This window comes from Collimonas pratensis, assembly GCF_001584185.1.
In the GTDB taxonomy this organism is placed as follows: Bacteria; Pseudomonadota; Gammaproteobacteria; order Burkholderiales; family Burkholderiaceae_D; genus Collimonas; species Collimonas pratensis.
In genome coordinates, this window is the sequence record NZ_CP013234.1 from 2,102,766 (window position 1) to 2,118,347 (window position 15,582).

The window sequence follows — 15,582 nt, forward strand, 5'->3', positions numbered from 1 at the left end:
CAGGATGGAAGCGGCATGAAGGATGCGAAACCGGACGACGCCAGCGGCCTGCCAGCGGTGCTAAGCCACGGCATGGGCATGGATGCGGTGCAGCCGAGCTGGCCGTCATTGACGCTGGATGAAGTTGCGCGCCTGTTGCGTCACTTCCCGCTGGCGGGCACCGTGACGCGCCTCGACTGGCATAGCCCGCGGCCCTTTTCCAGCGCTTGCGTGGCGGACACCAGTTCAGGCCCCTTGTTCATCAAGCGCTTGCTGCGTGAGATACGGACTGTCGGCGAGCTGATGGACGAGCACCGCTTCATGGCGCATCTGCGGGCGAATGGCCTGGTCGTCAGCGAAGTGCTGAGCGCCAGCGACGACAATACTGCCTTTGCCGACGGTGACTGGACCTACGAAGTTCAGCGCCTCGGGCAGGGTGTCGACCGCTATCGCGACGCCACCTCATGGACGCCGTTTCTCAACTGCGCCGACGCTGCCGCTGCCGGCCGCGAACTGGCCTTGCTGCATCTGGCCGCACGAGGCTACGATGCGCCGGCGCGCAGCACCAGGCTGCTGGCTTCCGGCTTTACCTTGCTGAATGCAGAGCAGCCGCAAGCCGTGCTGGAGCGTATCCAATTCTATATTCAGCAGCGGCCGGCGTTAATCGACTACCTGGCGCCGCGCGACTGGCGTGCCGACGTCAGTCGCGTGCTGCTGCCGTTCCATGCCCGCCTCAGTCCCTTGCTGCACGGCCTGGCGCCGTTGTGGACGCATAACGACTGGCATGCCTCCAACTTGCTGTGGCAGGCCGAGCCGGCGCCGGCAGCTGTCAGGACGGTGCTGGATTTCGGCCTGGCCGACCGCACTTGCGCAGTCTACGATCTGGCCAACGCAATTGAACGCAACCTGATCGAGTGGCTAGCCTTGCCTTCCACCAGTGGCGAACAGCGCCATCTGGTGCATATCGACCAGCTGGATGCCATGCTGGATGCTTATGAAGCGGTGGCGCCGTTGTCGGCCTTGGAAGCAAGCGCATTGCCGGCCCTGCTGCCCTTGGTGCATATCGAGTTTGCGCTGTCCGAGCTGGCGTATTTCCACGGCGTGCTGCGTTCCCCTGAAAATGCGGCGCTGGCCTACGATACCTATCTTCTTGGCCATGCGGCGTGGTTCAACAGCGATGCCGGCCGTTATCTGCTGGATCATCTGCAGCGCCGTGCCGCCCTTAAAACCTTGCAAGGGGAGTCTTGATGTCAGGCCTGGAAATCATTGCCGTCATAGTGAGCGCTCTGGCCGTCTGGCTGACTGCGCGCCGTCATTTGTGGTGCTGGCCGATCGGCTTGGTATCGGTGCTGCTGTATGCGCGCATATTCCTGGTGGCGAAACTGTATTCGGACTTGCTGCTGCAACTGATCTTCGCCGTCATGCAGCTATACGGCTGGTGGCAATGGAAGAGCGGGGCGTCGAATCAGGACCGCCAGCACATCCAGCCGCAGCGCTTGCCGAAGCGGGGTTTGCTGATCGGTATGCTGGCCGGCGCCGCGGGCAGCGTGGTGCTGGGTTATATCATGGCCAGTTTTACCGACGCCCACATTCCATGGCTGGATTCGGCGCTGACCAGCTTCAGTCTGGTGGCGCAGTTCTGGATGGCGCGTAAATATGTCGCCAACTGGTGGCTGTGGATCGCGGTCGACATTATCTACGTCGGCGTGTACATCTATAAGGACCTGAACCTGACCGCAGGCTTGTATGCGGGGTTCATTGTGCTGGCGATTATCGGCTTGCGCAACTGGCAGAGACAGCTACCCGAGAATCTCCCGCCGGCGGCAGCAGCAACGCTGTAGGGTGGGCACGGTGTGCCCACCCTACAAGGGCAAATAGCAGTGGTGGGCGCTTATGCGGTGGCCGGCATACTCAGGTTCTGCGCCCACGCCAGCGCTGACAGATGCGCCAGGTTGGCTTTCCGCAGGCTGATTTCAGCGAGGCCGATAGTGGTCCCACCAGCAGTGAATTCAATTCGCAAGCCTCGGCCAGCGCTACGTGCGGGCCATAGGGCCGGCGCGCGTCAGCAACGCCGCGCCCACCTGGTCAGACGGCTTAATGCTGGCCTGCACATCCTTCATCTCGACTCCCAGCAGCCGATCCAGCAACGAAAAGATGCCGGTCACGAACAGGCTTTCCGATTCGCCGCGCGGCAAATATTTTTGCGCGAGCAATTCGGCAATTCGGCAAAGCGGCTGCGGATGATCGCGGTTTCCATCGGGACCGGCGAATAACCGCTGCTGCTAGCGGTGGCCTTTGGCGTCCTGCCACGTCAGGTCGTAGCCGATGACGGCTTGTTTTGGGTCCAGCAAGGGTTCTCGAACGATGAAATTTTCAATGCGCATCTTGGATTTCTTATGGTTGATGGGAGGAGGGCTGCAAGATCAATATTCCTTGAACGCTGGGTTTTCCATGCGGGGTTTTCCATGTTTAACGGCAGCTTTGATGCAAACCTTGAGGACAAGCGCCGGTGTTGTCGTGGGAATGTAAAGATTGGTAAAGATTTGTTGCAATCCCGCGACAAGTTTGCTGTTTCCAGTAGGCATTTTAAGAATTTCCTGTCCTCAATTTAATTTCGCAGAGGAATCCCGGCGTTTTGCTGCATCGAGCGCAAAGTCAAGCCTGGAGCGGGTCTCATGCATTTCCTCGATTATTATTAATTATTATATTTTTGCTAATAATCAATATTCATGGCGAGATTTATTTCCGTCCAATAATTAGTGTTTGTTAGTAATTGTTAAACATTGTCAGTAATGACATTTTGTGAATTCTTACCCTTACAATTTGTTTCGCCGTGTTGGCAATTCATTAATTTGAATCGAACATCTACTTTTATATCTGAGGGTAAAAATGAAACAAATGACTATCGCTAAGTTGGTTGCAGTTGCTGCTGCAGGTCTGTTGTCCCAAGCGGCCTTCGCTGACGGCGGCACCGTGAATTTCAACGGCCAGATCGTTGACTCGCCTTGCTCGATCGACCCATCCAGCCAAAACATCACTGTTCCTATGGGCACAGTGTCGCGCGCAGTGTTGAACGGCGCCGCCGGCAAGAAGGCAAATCCATCGAAGTTCCAGATCCTGTTGACCAACTGCGGCGCAACTGCCAAGGGCGCAACCGTGACCTTTACCGGCACCACCGATGCTAACGTCACCGACGACCTGGCATTGGCTAACGCTGGCCAAGTTGGCGTGACTACAGCTACTGGCGTGGCGATCGAGCTGGGCGACTCCGCCGGCACCAAGATCCCTGTCGGTTCGGCATCGGGCACTTACGTTCTGGGCCTGGGCAACAACCCTCTGAACTTCCAGGCTGCCTACGTTTCGACTGGTCCTGCAGTCACCGTTGGTCCAGCTAACTCCACAGCACAGTTCGTTGTTACTTACCTGTAATCAGCGCGCTTCGCAAAAATCCTGAAAAGGCATTACCTCGTTACGCCGCCTGCGGCGCAACGGGCAGCCTGGCGCTGGTGACGGCCAGGTTTTAAGGATGGGTCGGCATGCCGCAACGGTAGCGGCAAGCCGGCCATCATTTTCCGGCACCACCCATGCATCAATTTGTGAGCACGCGTCAGCGTCCGCTGCTTGCTTAGAAATTTGTGCATAGGACATTTTGAAGGACGAGGTTTTCCATGTTGAACAAGCGAACCATCACTTCCGCCATTCTCGGTAGCGTGCTGCTGATTAGCGCGCTGGCGGCAAACGCGAGCGTCATGCTGGGCGGCACCCGCGTGGTCCTCAACGAGAAGGACCGGCAGGCATCGATTCCGCTGAAGAACACCGGCGCCTCGCCGTATGTGGTGCAAACCTGGATCGATGCCGGCGAGGGCAAGAATAAGGTGCCGCTGCTGGTGACGCCGCCTTTGTCGCGCCTCGATCCCGGCGCCGAAAACATCTTGCGCATCGTCCGCATTTCCGGCGATCTGCCGAGCGACCGTGAAACGGTGTTCTGGCTCAACGTCAAAGAGATTCCAGAGAAGTCGGACCAGGTCAATGTGCTGCAAGTCGCGGTGCGTACCCGCATCAAGATCTTTTACCGGCCAGCGGGCCTGACCGGCAAGCCGGACGAGGCGCGCAGCCTGGTGACGCTGGCGGTGGTGCCGGGCCAGGACGGCAAGGGCGCCGCGCTGCGGGTCAGCAATCCGAGCGCCTATAACCTGACGTTCACCGGTTTCAAAATCAACGGCAACAAGGAACAGACCAAGGCCGGCATGGTGCTGCCGTTCAGCTCCAGTGATTTTCCGCTGACCTCGATCAGCACGCCGCAAGTGCTCGATGTCAGCTACACCACCATCAATGACTACGGCGGTGAAACGCCGGAAGTCGTGGCCAAGGTGGCGGTCGGCGCCGCCTCCGCAGCGCAGCCGGCCGCGCCGGTTGCCGCAGCGGCTTCGGTTGAGCCTGCAGGCAAGTAACGCCATCGTCATCTCCCAGGTAGCAAGCAACAGATCCTGTCAGGGCAATTCAGTCTGCCGCGCAAGGCAGAAACAAAGGAAGGGAAAGCTGTGATCAGATTGTCGCATCAACGCAAACCGGTACGCCTGGCGCTGTCAGCGATTACGCTGGCCGTGCTGTCGCAGCTGGCCCAGGCGCAAGGCCAGGGCGGCTCGGTCTTCAATGAACAGTTCCTCGACATCGGCGGCGAGCAAAGCCGCGCCGACTTGTCGCTGTTCGCGTTCGGCAATCGGGTCATGCCCGGCAGCTACCTGGTGGACGTTAGCCTCAACGAAAGCGGCGTCGGCCAGAGTCAGGTAGTGTTCGCCGACCAGGGTGAGGGCAAGAATGCGCAAGCTTGCATCACCCGCGCCATGCTGGAAGGCTGGGGCGTCAAGGTCGAAGTGTTTCCCGTCCTGATGGCGGCCGGCGACCAGTGCGTCGACCTGGCGCAAGCGATTCCCGGTTCCAGCGTGTCGTACGACGGCGAGAAGCTGCGCCTGACCCTGAGCATCCCGCAGGCTGCCATGAAGCGCCAGGCGCGCGGCGCCATCAGCCCCGACAAATGGGACAAGGGCATCAATGTCGCCATGCTGGATTACCAGTTCTCGGCGGCACGCTATGACGGCGGCAACAATGCCGGCAGCACCATGAACAGCAGCATTACCGAATTCAACGCCAACCCCAGTGCTACCACGCAAGCCCGCAACACCTTGTATGCCGGCCTGCGTGGCGGCTTCAATCTGGGCGACTGGCGCTTCCGCAATTTCTCTACCTACAACCGTGGCGTCGACGGCGAAGGCCATTGGCAGTCGGTGACTTCTTATCTGCAGCGCGACATCGCTGCTCTTGGCGGCCAGCTGACGATCGGCGACAGCACCACGCCCGGCAACTTCTTCGATGCTTTCCAGTTCCGCGGCGTGCAGCTGGCGTCTGACGACGGCATGCTGCCTGACAGCCAGCAGGGCTATGCGCCAACCATCCGCGGCGTGGCGCAGACCAATGCGCGCGTGACGGTGCGGCAGAACGGCTTCGTGGTCTACAGCACCTATGTCGCGCCAGGCCCATTTGTACTGGACGATTTGTACCCGACCTCCACCAGCGGCGACCTGGAAGTGACGATCACCGAAGCCGATGGCCGGGAAACCAAGTTCCGGCAGGCTTTCTCCGCGGTGCCGACCTTGTTGCGTGAAGGCGTCTGGCGCTATAGCGTGACCGGCGGCCAGTACCGCAACGGTTATTCCAGCAACATCACCACCGGCAGCGGCAACGCCAAGCCGAATTTCGTGCAGGGCACGGTGGCGCGCGGCCTGGGCAATGAATACTCGGTGTACGGCGGCATGATCGCCTCCGATATCTATCAATCGGTACTGTTCGGGGCCGGCAAGAACCTGCGCGATTTCGGCGCGATCTCTGCTGACCTGTCGCAAGCGCATACCAAGGGACCGTTCAACCAGAGCTACGATGGTCAGTCCTTGCGCTTCCTGTACGCCAAATCGTTCGAGAATTACGGCACCAGCGTGCGCATGGCCGGTTACCGTTATTCCACCGGCGGCTTCCGTACTTTCCAGGAAGCGGCGCAGATGCAGGACCTGCAGAACGGCCAGACACTCAACAACCGGCGCAACCAGGTGCGGCTGGAACTGGCGCAGCAGCTGGGCAGCAAGGGCGGCACCGCCTATGCTTCGATCCAGCAGCAAAGCTACTGGGGCACCGATCAGAAAGACCGCCTGATGCAGGTCGGCTATTCGAATTTCTACAAACAGTTCAGCTACAGCATCTTCTACAACTACAGCACCAACCTGAACGGGCCATCGAACCGCCAGCTGATGGCGACCTTGTCGATTCCGCTGGGCGATACCCGCTCCTATGCGCGTTACACCGTGGCCAAGGGCAATAACGGCGAACTGACACAGCAAGCCAGCGTTTACGGTTCGGCGCTGGAGGATGGCCGCCTGACGTACAACGTCACTGCTGCGCACTCGAACCAGAGCGACAACAGCGGCAGCGCGTCCGCCAGCTACCTGTCGCAGTACGGCCGGGTCGACTTCGGCCGTGCGCAAGGGTCCGGCTACGGCCAGACCACGCTCGGCATGGCGGGCGGCCTGGTGGTGCATGGCGGCGGCGTTACCCTGTCGCAGCCGCTGGGCGAAACCATGGCGCTGGTGGAAGCGCCGGATGCGGCCAACGTTGGTTTTGAGGTCTATCCGGGGGTACGTACCGACAGCCGCGGCAATGCCGTGCTGGCCAACCTCAGTCCATACCGCGTCAACCGCCTGGCGGTGCGTACTGAAGACCTGGGCGACAACGTCGAAGTCAAGAATGCGGCGCTGGACGTGGTGCCGACCCGTGGCGCGGTGGTGCTGGCCAGGTTCGAAACTTCGATCGGCTTGCGCATCATGCTGAATTTGAGCGACAAGAACGGCAAACCGCTGCCGTTCGGCGCCAAGGTCGACAACGAGCAAGGGCAGGAACTGGGGATCGTCGGCAGCGAAGGCCAGACCTACATCACCGGCGCCAAGGAAAGCGGCGTATTGAACATCAAGTGGGGGCAGGGCGCGGCGGAGCAGTGCAGCGTCAAATACCATGTGCCGGCGGAGAAGAACCCGGCGCCGATCCGCGAGTTGAATGGGCAATGCGAATGAAGGCGAAACTGATGCACGCAAAGATCGCCCGCGCCGGGCGTTGCCTGGCGTGGATGGCGTTGTCGGCGGCGGCCTTGCTTGGCGCGACCGGCGCGCAGGCCGCGTGCGTGCGGCCGGCCGGCGCTACCGAAAAAATCATCCAGATGGATATGGGCACGGTGGTGATTCCGAACACCGCCGCCATCGGCGCCGTGTTTGCCACCAAGAGTTTCACCATCCCGATTGCCGGTGCATCGGAAACGTCGTGGATCTGCAGCGGTGGCGGCTTTGTGACCGGCAGCATACTGCAAGGCTCGCCGGTACCTGGCATGCCGAATGTCTACACCACTGCCGTGACCGGCGTCGGCATCAGGCTGTCGCGTCAGATCACCGGCATCGGACAGACCTTTTATCCTCACGTCATTAACATCGCCAACGGCAACGCGGTATTTCTGAGCCCGTCGTTTTTCACGGTCGAACTGATCAAGACTGCGACCAAGACCGGCAACGGTCCGCTGGCTGCCGGCACCTATACCACCTACGTCGGCAATGGCGACAACAAGTCGGCCATCACTTCCATCCTGTCAGGCAACGGCATCACGATCATTACGCCGTCCTGTACGGTGGATGTCGGTTCGCAAAATGTGGTGGTGAATCTGGGTTCGGTTTCCCGCGGCAGTTTCAAAGGCCTCGGTTCGACTGCCGGCGACCGTCCGTTCAACATCAAGCTGAACTGCCAGCGCGGTGAGAATGCCCAGAACACCATTTTGCTGAACATGCAGGCGACCGCGGATCTGTCGAGGAGCCCGGGGGTGACGCAAGTGACGCAGGGGACTGGTGTGGCAACCGGAGTCGGGATCCAGATCCTGGACCGCAACAGCCAGCCGGTGGTGTTCGGCACGGCAGCTACGGTCGGCCCGTCGGCTGACATCCAGTATGTGGTGCCGTACACGGCGCGCTACTACCAGACCGCGCCCAATATCACTACCGGGCCGGCCAACGGCGCCGCAACTTTCACGATTGAATATCAATAGCCGGCGGTCCGCCTGCTATGCTGGCTGGCGCACCGGGCTGAAGCCCGGAAAATGAGGAATGGCATGAAGAGAACGCAGGTCACGACAGACAAGATCAACGGCGCGCTGGCATGGCTGGCGGCGCTGGGCTTACTGGTCTTGTTGTCCCTATTCTTTATCGGCGACGCGCAGGCTGCTTGCGTACGGCCGGCTGGCGCCACCGAAAAGATCATCCAGATGGATATGGGCACGGTGGTGATTCCGAACACTGCCGCCATCGGTGCGGTATTCGCCACCAAGAGCTTTCCGATTCCGATCGCGGGGGCTTCCGAAACCGCCTGGAACTGCAACAACGGCGGCACGGCCACCGGCAGCATGCTGCAAGGAAGCCCGGTGGCGGGCATGCCGAATGTCTACACCACTGCCGTAACCGGGGTCGGCATCCGCCTGTCGCGCCAGATTACCGGCATCGGCCAGACGTTTTACCCGCACGTGCTGACCTGGTCTGTTTCCACCACGGTCGCTTTTTACAGTCCGTCCTTCTTCACGGTCGAACTGGTCAAGATCGCCACCAAGACCGGCAACGGTCCGCTGGCTGCCGGCACCTATACGACCTACGTCGGCAATGGCGACAATAAGTCTGCCATCACTTCCATCCTGTCCGGCAACGGTATCACCATCATCACACCGTCATGCACGGTCGATACCGGCTCGCAGAACATAGTGGTGAATTTCGGCTCGATCTCCAGGGGCAGCTTCAAAGGCGTCGGTTCGACTGCCGGCGACCGCCCGTTCAACATCAAGCTGAACTGCCAGCGCGGCGAGAATGCCCAGAACACCATCTTGCTGAACATGCAGGCGACGGCGGACCTGTCGAAGAGCCCAGGGGTGACGCAAGTGACGCAGGGGGCGGGCGTGGCGACCGGGGTTGGTATCCAGATCCTGGACAAGAACAGCCAGCCGGTGGTGTTCGGCACGGCAGCTACGGTCGGTCCGTCGGCCGACATCCAGTATGTGGTGCCGTACACGGCGCGCTACTACCAGACCGCGCCCAATATCACCACCGGGCCAGCCAACGGTACCGCAACTTTCACGATTGAATATCAATAGCGGAAAAAGCCCCCGGCTGGCCAGTTGTCAGGGCTTGGCCAGGGCGGCGCGCTGTTGCAGCAGGCTGAGCCAGCGCTCGCCGCATTCGGCGTCGCTGATGCACAGCGCATAGTCGGTGACAGTGCGGGCGGCGCGTTCCAGCAGCTGGATATCGGCTTCATGCTGGCGCGCCACGTGCGGATCTTCCAGGAACAGCACGCGCCGGCATTGCTGGCGGTCGAGGATCAGTTCGGCGATCTGAGCGTCGCCGCCGAGTGGACCGCTGAGGAAAGGCTTGACCCAGTTGCGGCCGGCTTCTTCCCCTTTGATTTTCTGCGCCAGCTGGTTGAGCAGGCTGCCTGTGGTGCCGGTGGCGCAGCGGAAGGCGAACTGGTCGAGCAGGGCGAAATGGCGTTCCGCGATAGCCAGCATGCGCTCTTTCATGGCGTCGTGGGCGATCAGGGCGATGCCTTCCTGCGCCAGGTTGAAAGTCGGGTCGAGCAGCGGATTCGGCGCCGCGCCGGCCGCCACCGCTTCCAGTTCCAGCCACTCAAGCGCACCGGCCAGGGTCGACAGGAAAGGCTTGCCATGGATCACGCATTGCCGTTTCAAGGCCACCGCTTCCGGAAAAGTCGAAGACGGATCGACCGGATCCATCAGGTAGATCACGGCGTCCAGGGTGCGCGCCGGATCGGCGTCCACCACCCGCGACACCAGTTTCATCAGGCCGCCATGGCGGCCGTAGGGGAAGCGTTCTATGTGTGGGTAGCCTGGCAACAGGCCCAGTTGCTGCATGGCGTCCAGGGTGCGTCCGACCACCACCAGCCGCGGCTGCAATTGCTGCTCGATGATCTGGCGGCTGCCGTTCAGCAACTGCGCCAGCGCCGATTCCTGGCCGTGCTGATGGCTGCGGCTGGTGGCAAGGCCGATCCGGAACGGCGCGGCGGAATCCGAGGGGGCAGGGCGGGAGGAATTGGCAGGCATAGGGCGGGATAATGAGTCAGCACGGGCAACATTGCACCAGCCTGACTTTACCATACCGCCATGGCGGTTATGGGCGGCTGTTGGGCAAAAATCGTCAGCAGGCGTGCAATTGGAACTACAATGTCTGCTATGAACAAGGCATTTGTAAAAGAATCAGAAGGCGACGACGACGATCTGGAATTCGGATTGCCGCCGATCCCGCCTGGCACAAAAAACTACATGACGCCGGCCGGCTATCAGCGCATGAAAGACGAGCTGCTGCACCTGATCGACGTTGACCGGCCGGAAGTCGTGAAAATTGTTTCCTGGGCGGCATCCAATGGCGACCGTTCGGAAAACGGCGATTACATCTATGGCAAGCGGCGCCTGCGCGAGATCGACCGCCGCATCCGCTTTCTCACCAAGCGGCTCGACCTGGCTGAGGTGGTGGACCCCAGCGTCCATCATGGCCGCGACCAGGTGTTCTTTGGCGCCACGGTGAGCTATCAGAATTTGGCCGGCGAGGAACACACGGTGACCATCGTCGGCATCGACGAGCTGGATCCCCTGCACGGAAAAATCAGCTGGATTTCACCGGTCGCGCGCGCCCTGACCAAGGCGCATGAGGGAGAAACCGTGACCTTCATGACGCCGGCCGGGCTGGATGAACTGGAAATACTGACAGTTAGCTACCCAGAACCGTAGATCTATTCAAGCCCTGCCAATAGTATGTGCGGTGTCGTCCCGCGAACGCAGGGATCCATTTTTATGCGTAAATAATATGGATTCCCGCGTTCGCGGGAATGACGGGGTCGCCTAGACGTGGCCGACGAGGTGGGGTCGCCTAGGCCGGGGCGCTAGACGGCAATAACTGTCCCTACCGTCTTTGATATTGCTGGCTACCGAACAGGATATCGCGCGCCTTATCGTCGGTCAGCGCCTTGCGCTGCGACGCCAGGACTTCGACGCCGCGCTTCACCGCCGGCCGTTCGCTGATGGTGTTGAACCAGGCTTGCAGGTGTGGATAGTCGCTCAGCTCGATACCCTGGTTTTTCCATGAGCGTATCCACGGGAAGGTGGCGATGTCGGCGATGGTGTATTCATTGCCGGCCAAATATGGATGCTGTGACAACTGCTTGTCGATCACGCCGTACAGGCGCTTGGTTTCGTTGCTGTAGCGGTTGATGGCGTACTCGATCTTCTCCGGCGCATAGATGCGGAAGTGGTGGGTCTGGCCCAGCATCGGTCCGACCCCGCCCATCTGGAACATCAGCCATTGCAGGGTATTGAATTTCTCACGATCGGTGTTGCCGAGGAACTTGCCGCTCTTGCCGGCCAGGTAGACCAGGATCGCGCCCGATTCAAACAAGGAAATCGGCTTGCCGTCAGGACCGTCGGCATCGACGATGGCGGGAATCTTGTTGTTGGGCGAGATTGACAAGAAATCCGGCTTGAACTGGTCGCCGGCGCCGATATCGACGGCGTGGGCGCGATACGCCAAGCCGAGTTCTTCCAGCATGATGTGAATCTTGTGCCCGTTTGGCGTGGCCCAGCTATAGACGTCGATCATGATGATTTCCTTTTGTTGTCAGTGAGGATTTGTAGTGGCGGCAGATTTTGCTCAGTTCTTGTTCAGATCTTGGCCAGCCGCTCCAGCGCCAGCTGCAGGGTCTGGTCCTGCTTGGCGAAGCAGAAGCGGACGATGCCCGATTCGCGCGGCGACTGGTAGAAGGCCGAAACAGGGATGGCGGCAACGCCGATTTCCGCGGTCAGCCAGATGGCGAAGTCGGCTTCGCTGAGCGACGAAATGGCGGAATAATCGACGCAGAGGAAATAGGTGCCATCCGCCGGCAGCAGCTTGAAGCGGGTGTTTTTCAGGCCGGCGCGGAACAGGTCGCGCTTGCGTTGATAGAACGCCGGCAGCTCCAGGTAGGGCGCCGGATTCTGCATGTACTGGGCGATGCCATGCTGGACCGGGGTGTTGACGGTGAAGATATTGTATTGGTGGACCTTGCGGAATTCCGCCGACAGCGCCGCCGGCGCCGCCACATAGCCGATTTTCCAGCCGGTGACGTGGTAGGTCTTGCCGAAGCTGGAGACCACGAAGGCGCGCTCGGCCAGTTCCGGATGGCGGCAGACCGACTCATGGCGGGCGCCGTCGAACACCATGTGTTCATACACTTCGTCCGACAGGATCAGGATGTCGGTGCCGCGCACGATGTCTTTCAGCGCTTCGATGTCAGCCAGGCTCAGCACGCTGCCGGTTGGGTTGTGCGGCGAATTGATCATGATCATGCGTGTGCGCCCGGTCACGGCAGCGGCGATCTGCTGCCACGGGATGCTGTAGCCATCCGCGCCCACCACCATCTGTACCAGCACCGGCTTGCCGCCGGCCAGTTCGATGGCCGGCACGTAGCTGTCGTAGGCCGGTTCGATCACGATCACTTCGTCGCCGGGATGGACCGCGCACATGATGGCGGTCAGCAAGCCCTGGGTGGCGCCGGCGGTGACCGTAATGTCGCTGGCGGCATCGTAGCGGTAACCGTAGATGGTTTCTATTTTGCTGGCGATGGCCTGGCGCAAGGCCGGCACGCCGGCCATCGGCGGATACTGGTTAAAGCCGTCTTGCATGGCGCTGCTGACGGCATCCACCAAAGCCGGATCGCAATTGAAGTCGGGGAAGCCTTGGCCGAGGTTGACCGCCTTTTTTTCGCTGGCCAGGGTCGACATCACCGTGAAAATGGTGGTGCCGACGCGTGGCAGTTTGGAGGTGAGCTGGCGGCTTGCTGCCTTGTTGTTGCTATCGATCGAATCGCGTTTCATCTGCTGGCTGTTTGTGCTTATGTCTGGATCCGGCATTTTAGCGTTTTGTCGCCGACTGCACAGGGAGATGCTTGATTACAGCTAACCCGAGCAAGCGTCATCCCCGCGCAGGCGGGGATCCATGTTGCTGATTGCGACACTAAAATGGATTCCTGCGTGCGCGGGAATGACCGGGACGCGTAGTCGGGGTCGCCTAGACGAGGTCGCCGAAACGGGTCGCCTAGACCGGGTGCGAAGCCGGGATCACCCAGGCCTGGGGCGGAATGATGGCAAACAGTCCGATCTTGGCAGTCTTGCGCGCCAGTTTCAGCAGCGCCTTGTCCTTGGTGATCAGGGTGGCGGCATGGGCGCCCAGTGCCAGTTCCAGGAATTTCTGGTCGTCGCGGTCGGTGCAAAGGGGCAGGCGGATGTCGGTGCGCGGCGTCAGCGCTTCTGGCGCCAGGCAGGTGATCAGGGCGTCATAGGCGGCGTTGAAGCCGGGCCGGGTCTCGTCGCTGATGGGCAGGTGGCTGTAGTGCAAGACCATCTGCCACTCCTGGCGGCAGTCGGCGCGCGTCACGGCTTCCACGGCGCCGCTTTGCAGAGCGTCCATCAAGCCCTGCCAGCGCGGATCGCGGAACACGAACAGGTCGAGGCAGACATTGGTGTCGATGACAATGCGCGGCCGCGGTGGTGTAATGGGAGTCGGTAAATCAGGATGCATGCGGGTTTCCATCAAACGGTTGCGCGCATTTTACCCTGCGCCTCATCGGCCGGAGCCGGTTTCCAGCAATTCGGCGAAGGTCTTGGCAAACAGATGGACGTCGCCAGGCCAGCGGGCCGAGACGTAATTGCCGTCCGTGACCACGAAAGCCGGTCGGCTGTCGCCGGCGCTGTCGCGGAACAGGCCGCTGCTTTTTCGAAAGAAATGTGGCGCGGCCGGACTGGCGTCGAGGAAGTCGCCCGGCTGGGCCAGGGCGCGGCTGACCTCGGCCTGCACGCTGCGGTAGCCAGCCGCTTCGCCGCCTTGTTCGCCATATGTGCGGTAATAGGCCGGATCCCAGAAACGACCGCAAAATCTCATCAGCTTCCAGGCGCTCCGTTCCAGCTTCCAGGTCAGCGCCGTGGTCTTGCGTCCGTACAATGCCGATTTACCGCTGCGCGGCGAGCGGCTGCGCGCGGCCAGCACGACGCCGTGGCAGATGGCCGCCACCGGCTTGCCGCTGTCGAAGAAGGCGCCGGTGAAATCCTGCAAAGGCTGGCTCTCCAGATAAGCCAGCATGCCGCGTGCCCGATGGCCGCCCGGCAGCAGCAGGCCGTCGTAATCGGGCAGCTGCAGTTCGGCGTAGCTGAGCGGCGCTTGAAACGCGCGATCGCTTTGCAGTGCGGCGTAGTCGGCGCGGGCGGCGCTGTTTGCGCGCAGCGCCAGGCCCAGCAGTTTTACTTTCTTGAACAGCGGGATCCATCCCCACAAGTCCAGGCCCTCGCCCGACAGCATCAGCGGATCGGCAGCGGCGGGGCGGCCGTCCGGCGTGGCGAACAGCACGCGATGTCCGCGCGCCGTCAGGATGCGCCACGAAACCGCGACTTCGCTGGGATCGAAATCCAGGTTGGGAATAGGGATCAGGACGATGCGCGGGGCCGGGATCATTGCAGGTTCTTTGAATTAGGTATGGGCGTGCGCTAGACAAGCAATCGACGTTTGCTTATGCTGCCATGCTACAGGCAAATATTCACCCAGGGGACACCACCGCGATGAAAATTCTAGAAACGGAACGCTTGATCTTGCGCACCTTGAACGGCGACGACGCCGAGTTTTACCTGCAGCTGGTGACCCAGCCGGCCTGGCTGCGGTTTATCGGCGACCGCGGCATCCGCACGGTGGAAGCGGCGCGGGCTGCGATCCTGAGCGGCCCGGTGGTAGCGCAGCAGCGTGATGGCTTCAGCTTCTATATGACGGAACTGAAAGAGGGTGGGCTGCCGGTCGGTATTTGCGGCCTGATCAAGCGCGAAACCCTGGACGATGTCGATATCGGCTACGCCTTCCTGCCGGAGTTCTGGGGCAAGGGCTATGCCTACGAAGCAGCTTCTGCTGTGCTGAAGCATGCCAACGCTACCTGCGGCCTGCAGCGAGTGGTAGCCATTACCTCGCCGGATAATTATGCATCGATCAAGCTGCTGGAGAAGATGGGACTGCGCTTTGAAAAAGTGCTGAAGCTGAAGGACGACGGTTCCGAGACCAAGCTGTTTGCGTATCAATTCTGATGGCGCCGGATTGATGTTGATAATCCAATAATCCTGGCGGGATATCTGTGCCGCGCCTGGCTGTGCTAAGGTGGGAATTCGATGACGATACTTCAGGAGGCATGATGAAGCTGATCGATCCAGATGAAAAGAGCGATTTCTACGCAATCTTGCAGGCGCAGCATCTGGCCGCCGAGGATTTCGAGCTACACGAAGTCGATACCACCGATCCCAAGACTGACGAGATCTTCGCGCTCACCGGTTTTGTGACCGTCAGCAGAAAATCCAGCGGACGAAAAAAACAGTATCCGATCGGCGACGGCTCCACCTGGGTAGCTGAATTCGAGCGCGATCTGCAGCAGGGCGCTTTCGGCTGAGACGCCGCCAGCGGCGTTGGC

At 60.8% G+C, this 15,582-nt stretch carries 17 protein-coding genes; 10 read left to right on the forward strand and 7 right to left on the reverse strand.

The window, feature by feature from the left end:
* Nucleotides 1-15 precede the first annotated feature (15 nt).
* Together CPter91_RS09595 and pnuC are read left to right on the forward strand one after the other, a co-directional pair.
* Nucleotides 16-1,227, forward strand: coding sequence for a phosphotransferase enzyme family protein (locus CPter91_RS09595; RefSeq protein WP_061939661.1), 1,212 nt, complete (start codon nucleotides 16-18; stop codon nucleotides 1,225-1,227).
* Nucleotides 1,227-1,820 (forward strand): nicotinamide riboside transporter PnuC, encoded by a 594-nt coding sequence (pnuC, locus tag CPter91_RS09600; RefSeq protein ID WP_061939663.1) that lies wholly within the window; start codon nucleotides 1,227-1,229, stop codon nucleotides 1,818-1,820. The genes CPter91_RS09595 and pnuC overlap by 1 nt, the downstream gene beginning before the upstream one ends.
* A gap of 192 nt (nucleotides 1,821-2,012) precedes the next feature.
* On the opposite strand, the gene CPter91_RS27570 is transcribed toward pnuC, so the two are convergent.
* A complete protein-coding gene (locus CPter91_RS27570) occupies nucleotides 2,013-2,192 on the reverse strand; it encodes a hypothetical protein (protein WP_061939665.1) in 180 nt (59 codons plus the stop codon).
* A gap of 210 nt (nucleotides 2,193-2,402) precedes the next feature.
* On the reverse strand, nucleotides 2,403-2,564 hold the full coding sequence (locus tag CPter91_RS26885; RefSeq protein WP_167595151.1) for a hypothetical protein: 162 nt from the start codon (nucleotides 2,562-2,564) through the stop codon (nucleotides 2,403-2,405).
* A 304-nt stretch (nucleotides 2,565-2,868) separates the two neighbouring features.
* Here CPter91_RS26885 and CPter91_RS09610 point away from each other — a divergent pair, with 304 nt between their 5' ends.
* The 5 genes from CPter91_RS09610 to CPter91_RS09630 all read left to right on the forward strand — a co-directional run bounded on the left by CPter91_RS09610 (nucleotide 2,869) and on the right by CPter91_RS09630 (nucleotide 9,196).
* Complete coding sequence (locus tag CPter91_RS09610; protein ID WP_061939667.1) at nucleotides 2,869-3,408, forward strand: fimbrial protein; 540 nt, start codon at nucleotides 2,869-2,871, stop codon at nucleotides 3,406-3,408.
* 239 nt (nucleotides 3,409-3,647) lie between these two features.
* Nucleotides 3,648-4,430 (forward strand): fimbrial biogenesis chaperone, encoded by a 783-nt coding sequence (locus CPter91_RS09615; protein WP_061939670.1) that lies wholly within the window; start codon nucleotides 3,648-3,650, stop codon nucleotides 4,428-4,430.
* A gap of 90 nt (nucleotides 4,431-4,520) precedes the next feature.
* Entirely contained in the window at nucleotides 4,521-7,094 is a 2,574-nt protein-coding gene (locus tag CPter91_RS09620; RefSeq protein WP_061939672.1) for a fimbria/pilus outer membrane usher protein, read from the forward strand.
* A gap of 11 nt (nucleotides 7,095-7,105) precedes the next feature.
* Entirely contained in the window at nucleotides 7,106-8,107 is a 1,002-nt protein-coding gene (locus tag CPter91_RS09625; RefSeq protein WP_061946049.1) for a fimbrial protein, read from the forward strand.
* 63 nt (nucleotides 8,108-8,170) lie between these two features.
* Nucleotides 8,171-9,196 (forward strand): fimbrial protein, encoded by a 1,026-nt coding sequence (locus CPter91_RS09630; protein WP_061939674.1) that lies wholly within the window; start codon nucleotides 8,171-8,173, stop codon nucleotides 9,194-9,196.
* A gap of 27 nt (nucleotides 9,197-9,223) precedes the next feature.
* Here the strand turns inward: CPter91_RS09630 and CPter91_RS09635 are convergent, their stop codons facing one another.
* Complete coding sequence (locus CPter91_RS09635; RefSeq protein ID WP_061939676.1) at nucleotides 9,224-10,159, reverse strand: hypothetical protein; 936 nt, start codon at nucleotides 10,157-10,159, stop codon at nucleotides 9,224-9,226.
* Between the two features lie 129 nt (nucleotides 10,160-10,288).
* Here CPter91_RS09635 and greB point away from each other — a divergent pair, with 129 nt between their 5' ends.
* Nucleotides 10,289-10,843 (forward strand): transcription elongation factor GreB, encoded by a 555-nt coding sequence (gene greB, locus CPter91_RS09640; RefSeq protein WP_061939679.1) that lies wholly within the window; start codon nucleotides 10,289-10,291, stop codon nucleotides 10,841-10,843.
* Between the two features lie 172 nt (nucleotides 10,844-11,015).
* Here the strand turns inward: greB and CPter91_RS09645 are convergent, their stop codons facing one another.
* From CPter91_RS09645 to CPter91_RS09660, 4 genes are all read right to left on the reverse strand, one after another.
* Nucleotides 11,016-11,708: a glutathione binding-like protein gene (locus tag CPter91_RS09645; RefSeq protein WP_061939681.1), complete on the reverse strand. Its 693-nt coding sequence runs from the start codon at nucleotides 11,706-11,708 to the stop codon at nucleotides 11,016-11,018.
* A 62-nt stretch (nucleotides 11,709-11,770) separates the two neighbouring features.
* A complete protein-coding gene (locus tag CPter91_RS09650) occupies nucleotides 11,771-12,961 on the reverse strand; it encodes a pyridoxal phosphate-dependent aminotransferase (protein ID WP_061946051.1) in 1,191 nt (396 codons plus the stop codon).
* 220 nt (nucleotides 12,962-13,181) lie between these two features.
* Nucleotides 13,182-13,664, reverse strand: coding sequence for a putative toxin-antitoxin system toxin component, PIN family (locus tag CPter91_RS09655; protein WP_061939683.1), 483 nt, complete (start codon nucleotides 13,662-13,664; stop codon nucleotides 13,182-13,184).
* Between the two features lie 42 nt (nucleotides 13,665-13,706).
* Nucleotides 13,707-14,591 carry a type 1 glutamine amidotransferase domain-containing protein gene (locus CPter91_RS09660; RefSeq protein ID WP_061939685.1) on the reverse strand — a complete coding sequence of 295 codons (885 nt, stop codon included), beginning with the start codon at nucleotides 14,589-14,591 and terminating at the stop codon, nucleotides 13,707-13,709.
* Nucleotides 14,592-14,695: 104 nt separating this feature from the next.
* Here CPter91_RS09660 and CPter91_RS09665 point away from each other — a divergent pair, with 104 nt between their 5' ends.
* Nucleotides 14,696-15,205, forward strand: coding sequence for a GNAT family N-acetyltransferase (locus CPter91_RS09665; RefSeq protein WP_061939687.1), 510 nt, complete (start codon nucleotides 14,696-14,698; stop codon nucleotides 15,203-15,205).
* Nucleotides 15,206-15,306: 101 nt separating this feature from the next.
* On the forward strand, nucleotides 15,307-15,561 hold the full coding sequence (locus CPter91_RS09670; RefSeq protein WP_335340121.1) for a transcriptional regulator: 255 nt from the start codon (nucleotides 15,307-15,309) through the stop codon (nucleotides 15,559-15,561).
* The last annotated feature ends 21 nt before the right edge of the window (nucleotides 15,562-15,582 follow it).

What these genes read in the sequence shown, in the direction of transcription:
- CPter91_RS09595 (WP_061939661.1), top strand. Translation starts at nt 16, where the DNA reads ATGAAGGATGCGAAACCGGACGACGCCAGCGGCCTGCCAGCGGTGCTA.
- pnuC (WP_061939663.1), top strand. Translation starts at nt 1,227, where the DNA reads ATGTCAGGCCTGGAAATCATTGCCGTCATAGTGAGCGCTCTGGCCGTC.
- CPter91_RS26885 (WP_167595151.1), bottom strand. Translation starts at nt 2,564, where the DNA reads ATGCCTACTGGAAACAGCAAACTTGTCGCGGGATTGCAACAAATCTTT.
- CPter91_RS09610 (WP_061939667.1), top strand. Translation starts at nt 2,869, where the DNA reads ATGAAACAAATGACTATCGCTAAGTTGGTTGCAGTTGCTGCTGCAGGT.
- CPter91_RS09615 (WP_061939670.1), top strand. Translation starts at nt 3,648, where the DNA reads ATGTTGAACAAGCGAACCATCACTTCCGCCATTCTCGGTAGCGTGCTG.
- CPter91_RS09625 (WP_061946049.1), top strand. Translation starts at nt 7,106, where the DNA reads ATGCACGCAAAGATCGCCCGCGCCGGGCGTTGCCTGGCGTGGATGGCG.
- CPter91_RS09630 (WP_061939674.1), top strand. Translation starts at nt 8,171, where the DNA reads ATGAAGAGAACGCAGGTCACGACAGACAAGATCAACGGCGCGCTGGCA.
- CPter91_RS09635 (WP_061939676.1), bottom strand. Translation starts at nt 10,159, where the DNA reads ATGCCTGCCAATTCCTCCCGCCCTGCCCCCTCGGATTCCGCCGCGCCG.
- greB (WP_061939679.1), top strand. Translation starts at nt 10,289, where the DNA reads ATGAACAAGGCATTTGTAAAAGAATCAGAAGGCGACGACGACGATCTG.
- CPter91_RS09645 (WP_061939681.1), bottom strand. Translation starts at nt 11,708, where the DNA reads ATGATCGACGTCTATAGCTGGGCCACGCCAAACGGGCACAAGATTCAC.
- CPter91_RS09650 (WP_061946051.1), bottom strand. Translation starts at nt 12,961, where the DNA reads ATGAAACGCGATTCGATCGATAGCAACAACAAGGCAGCAAGCCGCCAG.
- CPter91_RS09655 (WP_061939683.1), bottom strand. Translation starts at nt 13,664, where the DNA reads ATGCATCCTGATTTACCGACTCCCATTACACCACCGCGGCCGCGCATT.
- CPter91_RS09660 (WP_061939685.1), bottom strand. Translation starts at nt 14,591, where the DNA reads ATGATCCCGGCCCCGCGCATCGTCCTGATCCCTATTCCCAACCTGGAT.
- CPter91_RS09665 (WP_061939687.1), top strand. Translation starts at nt 14,696, where the DNA reads ATGAAAATTCTAGAAACGGAACGCTTGATCTTGCGCACCTTGAACGGC.
- CPter91_RS09670 (WP_335340121.1), top strand. Translation starts at nt 15,307, where the DNA reads ATGATGAAGCTGATCGATCCAGATGAAAAGAGCGATTTCTACGCAATC.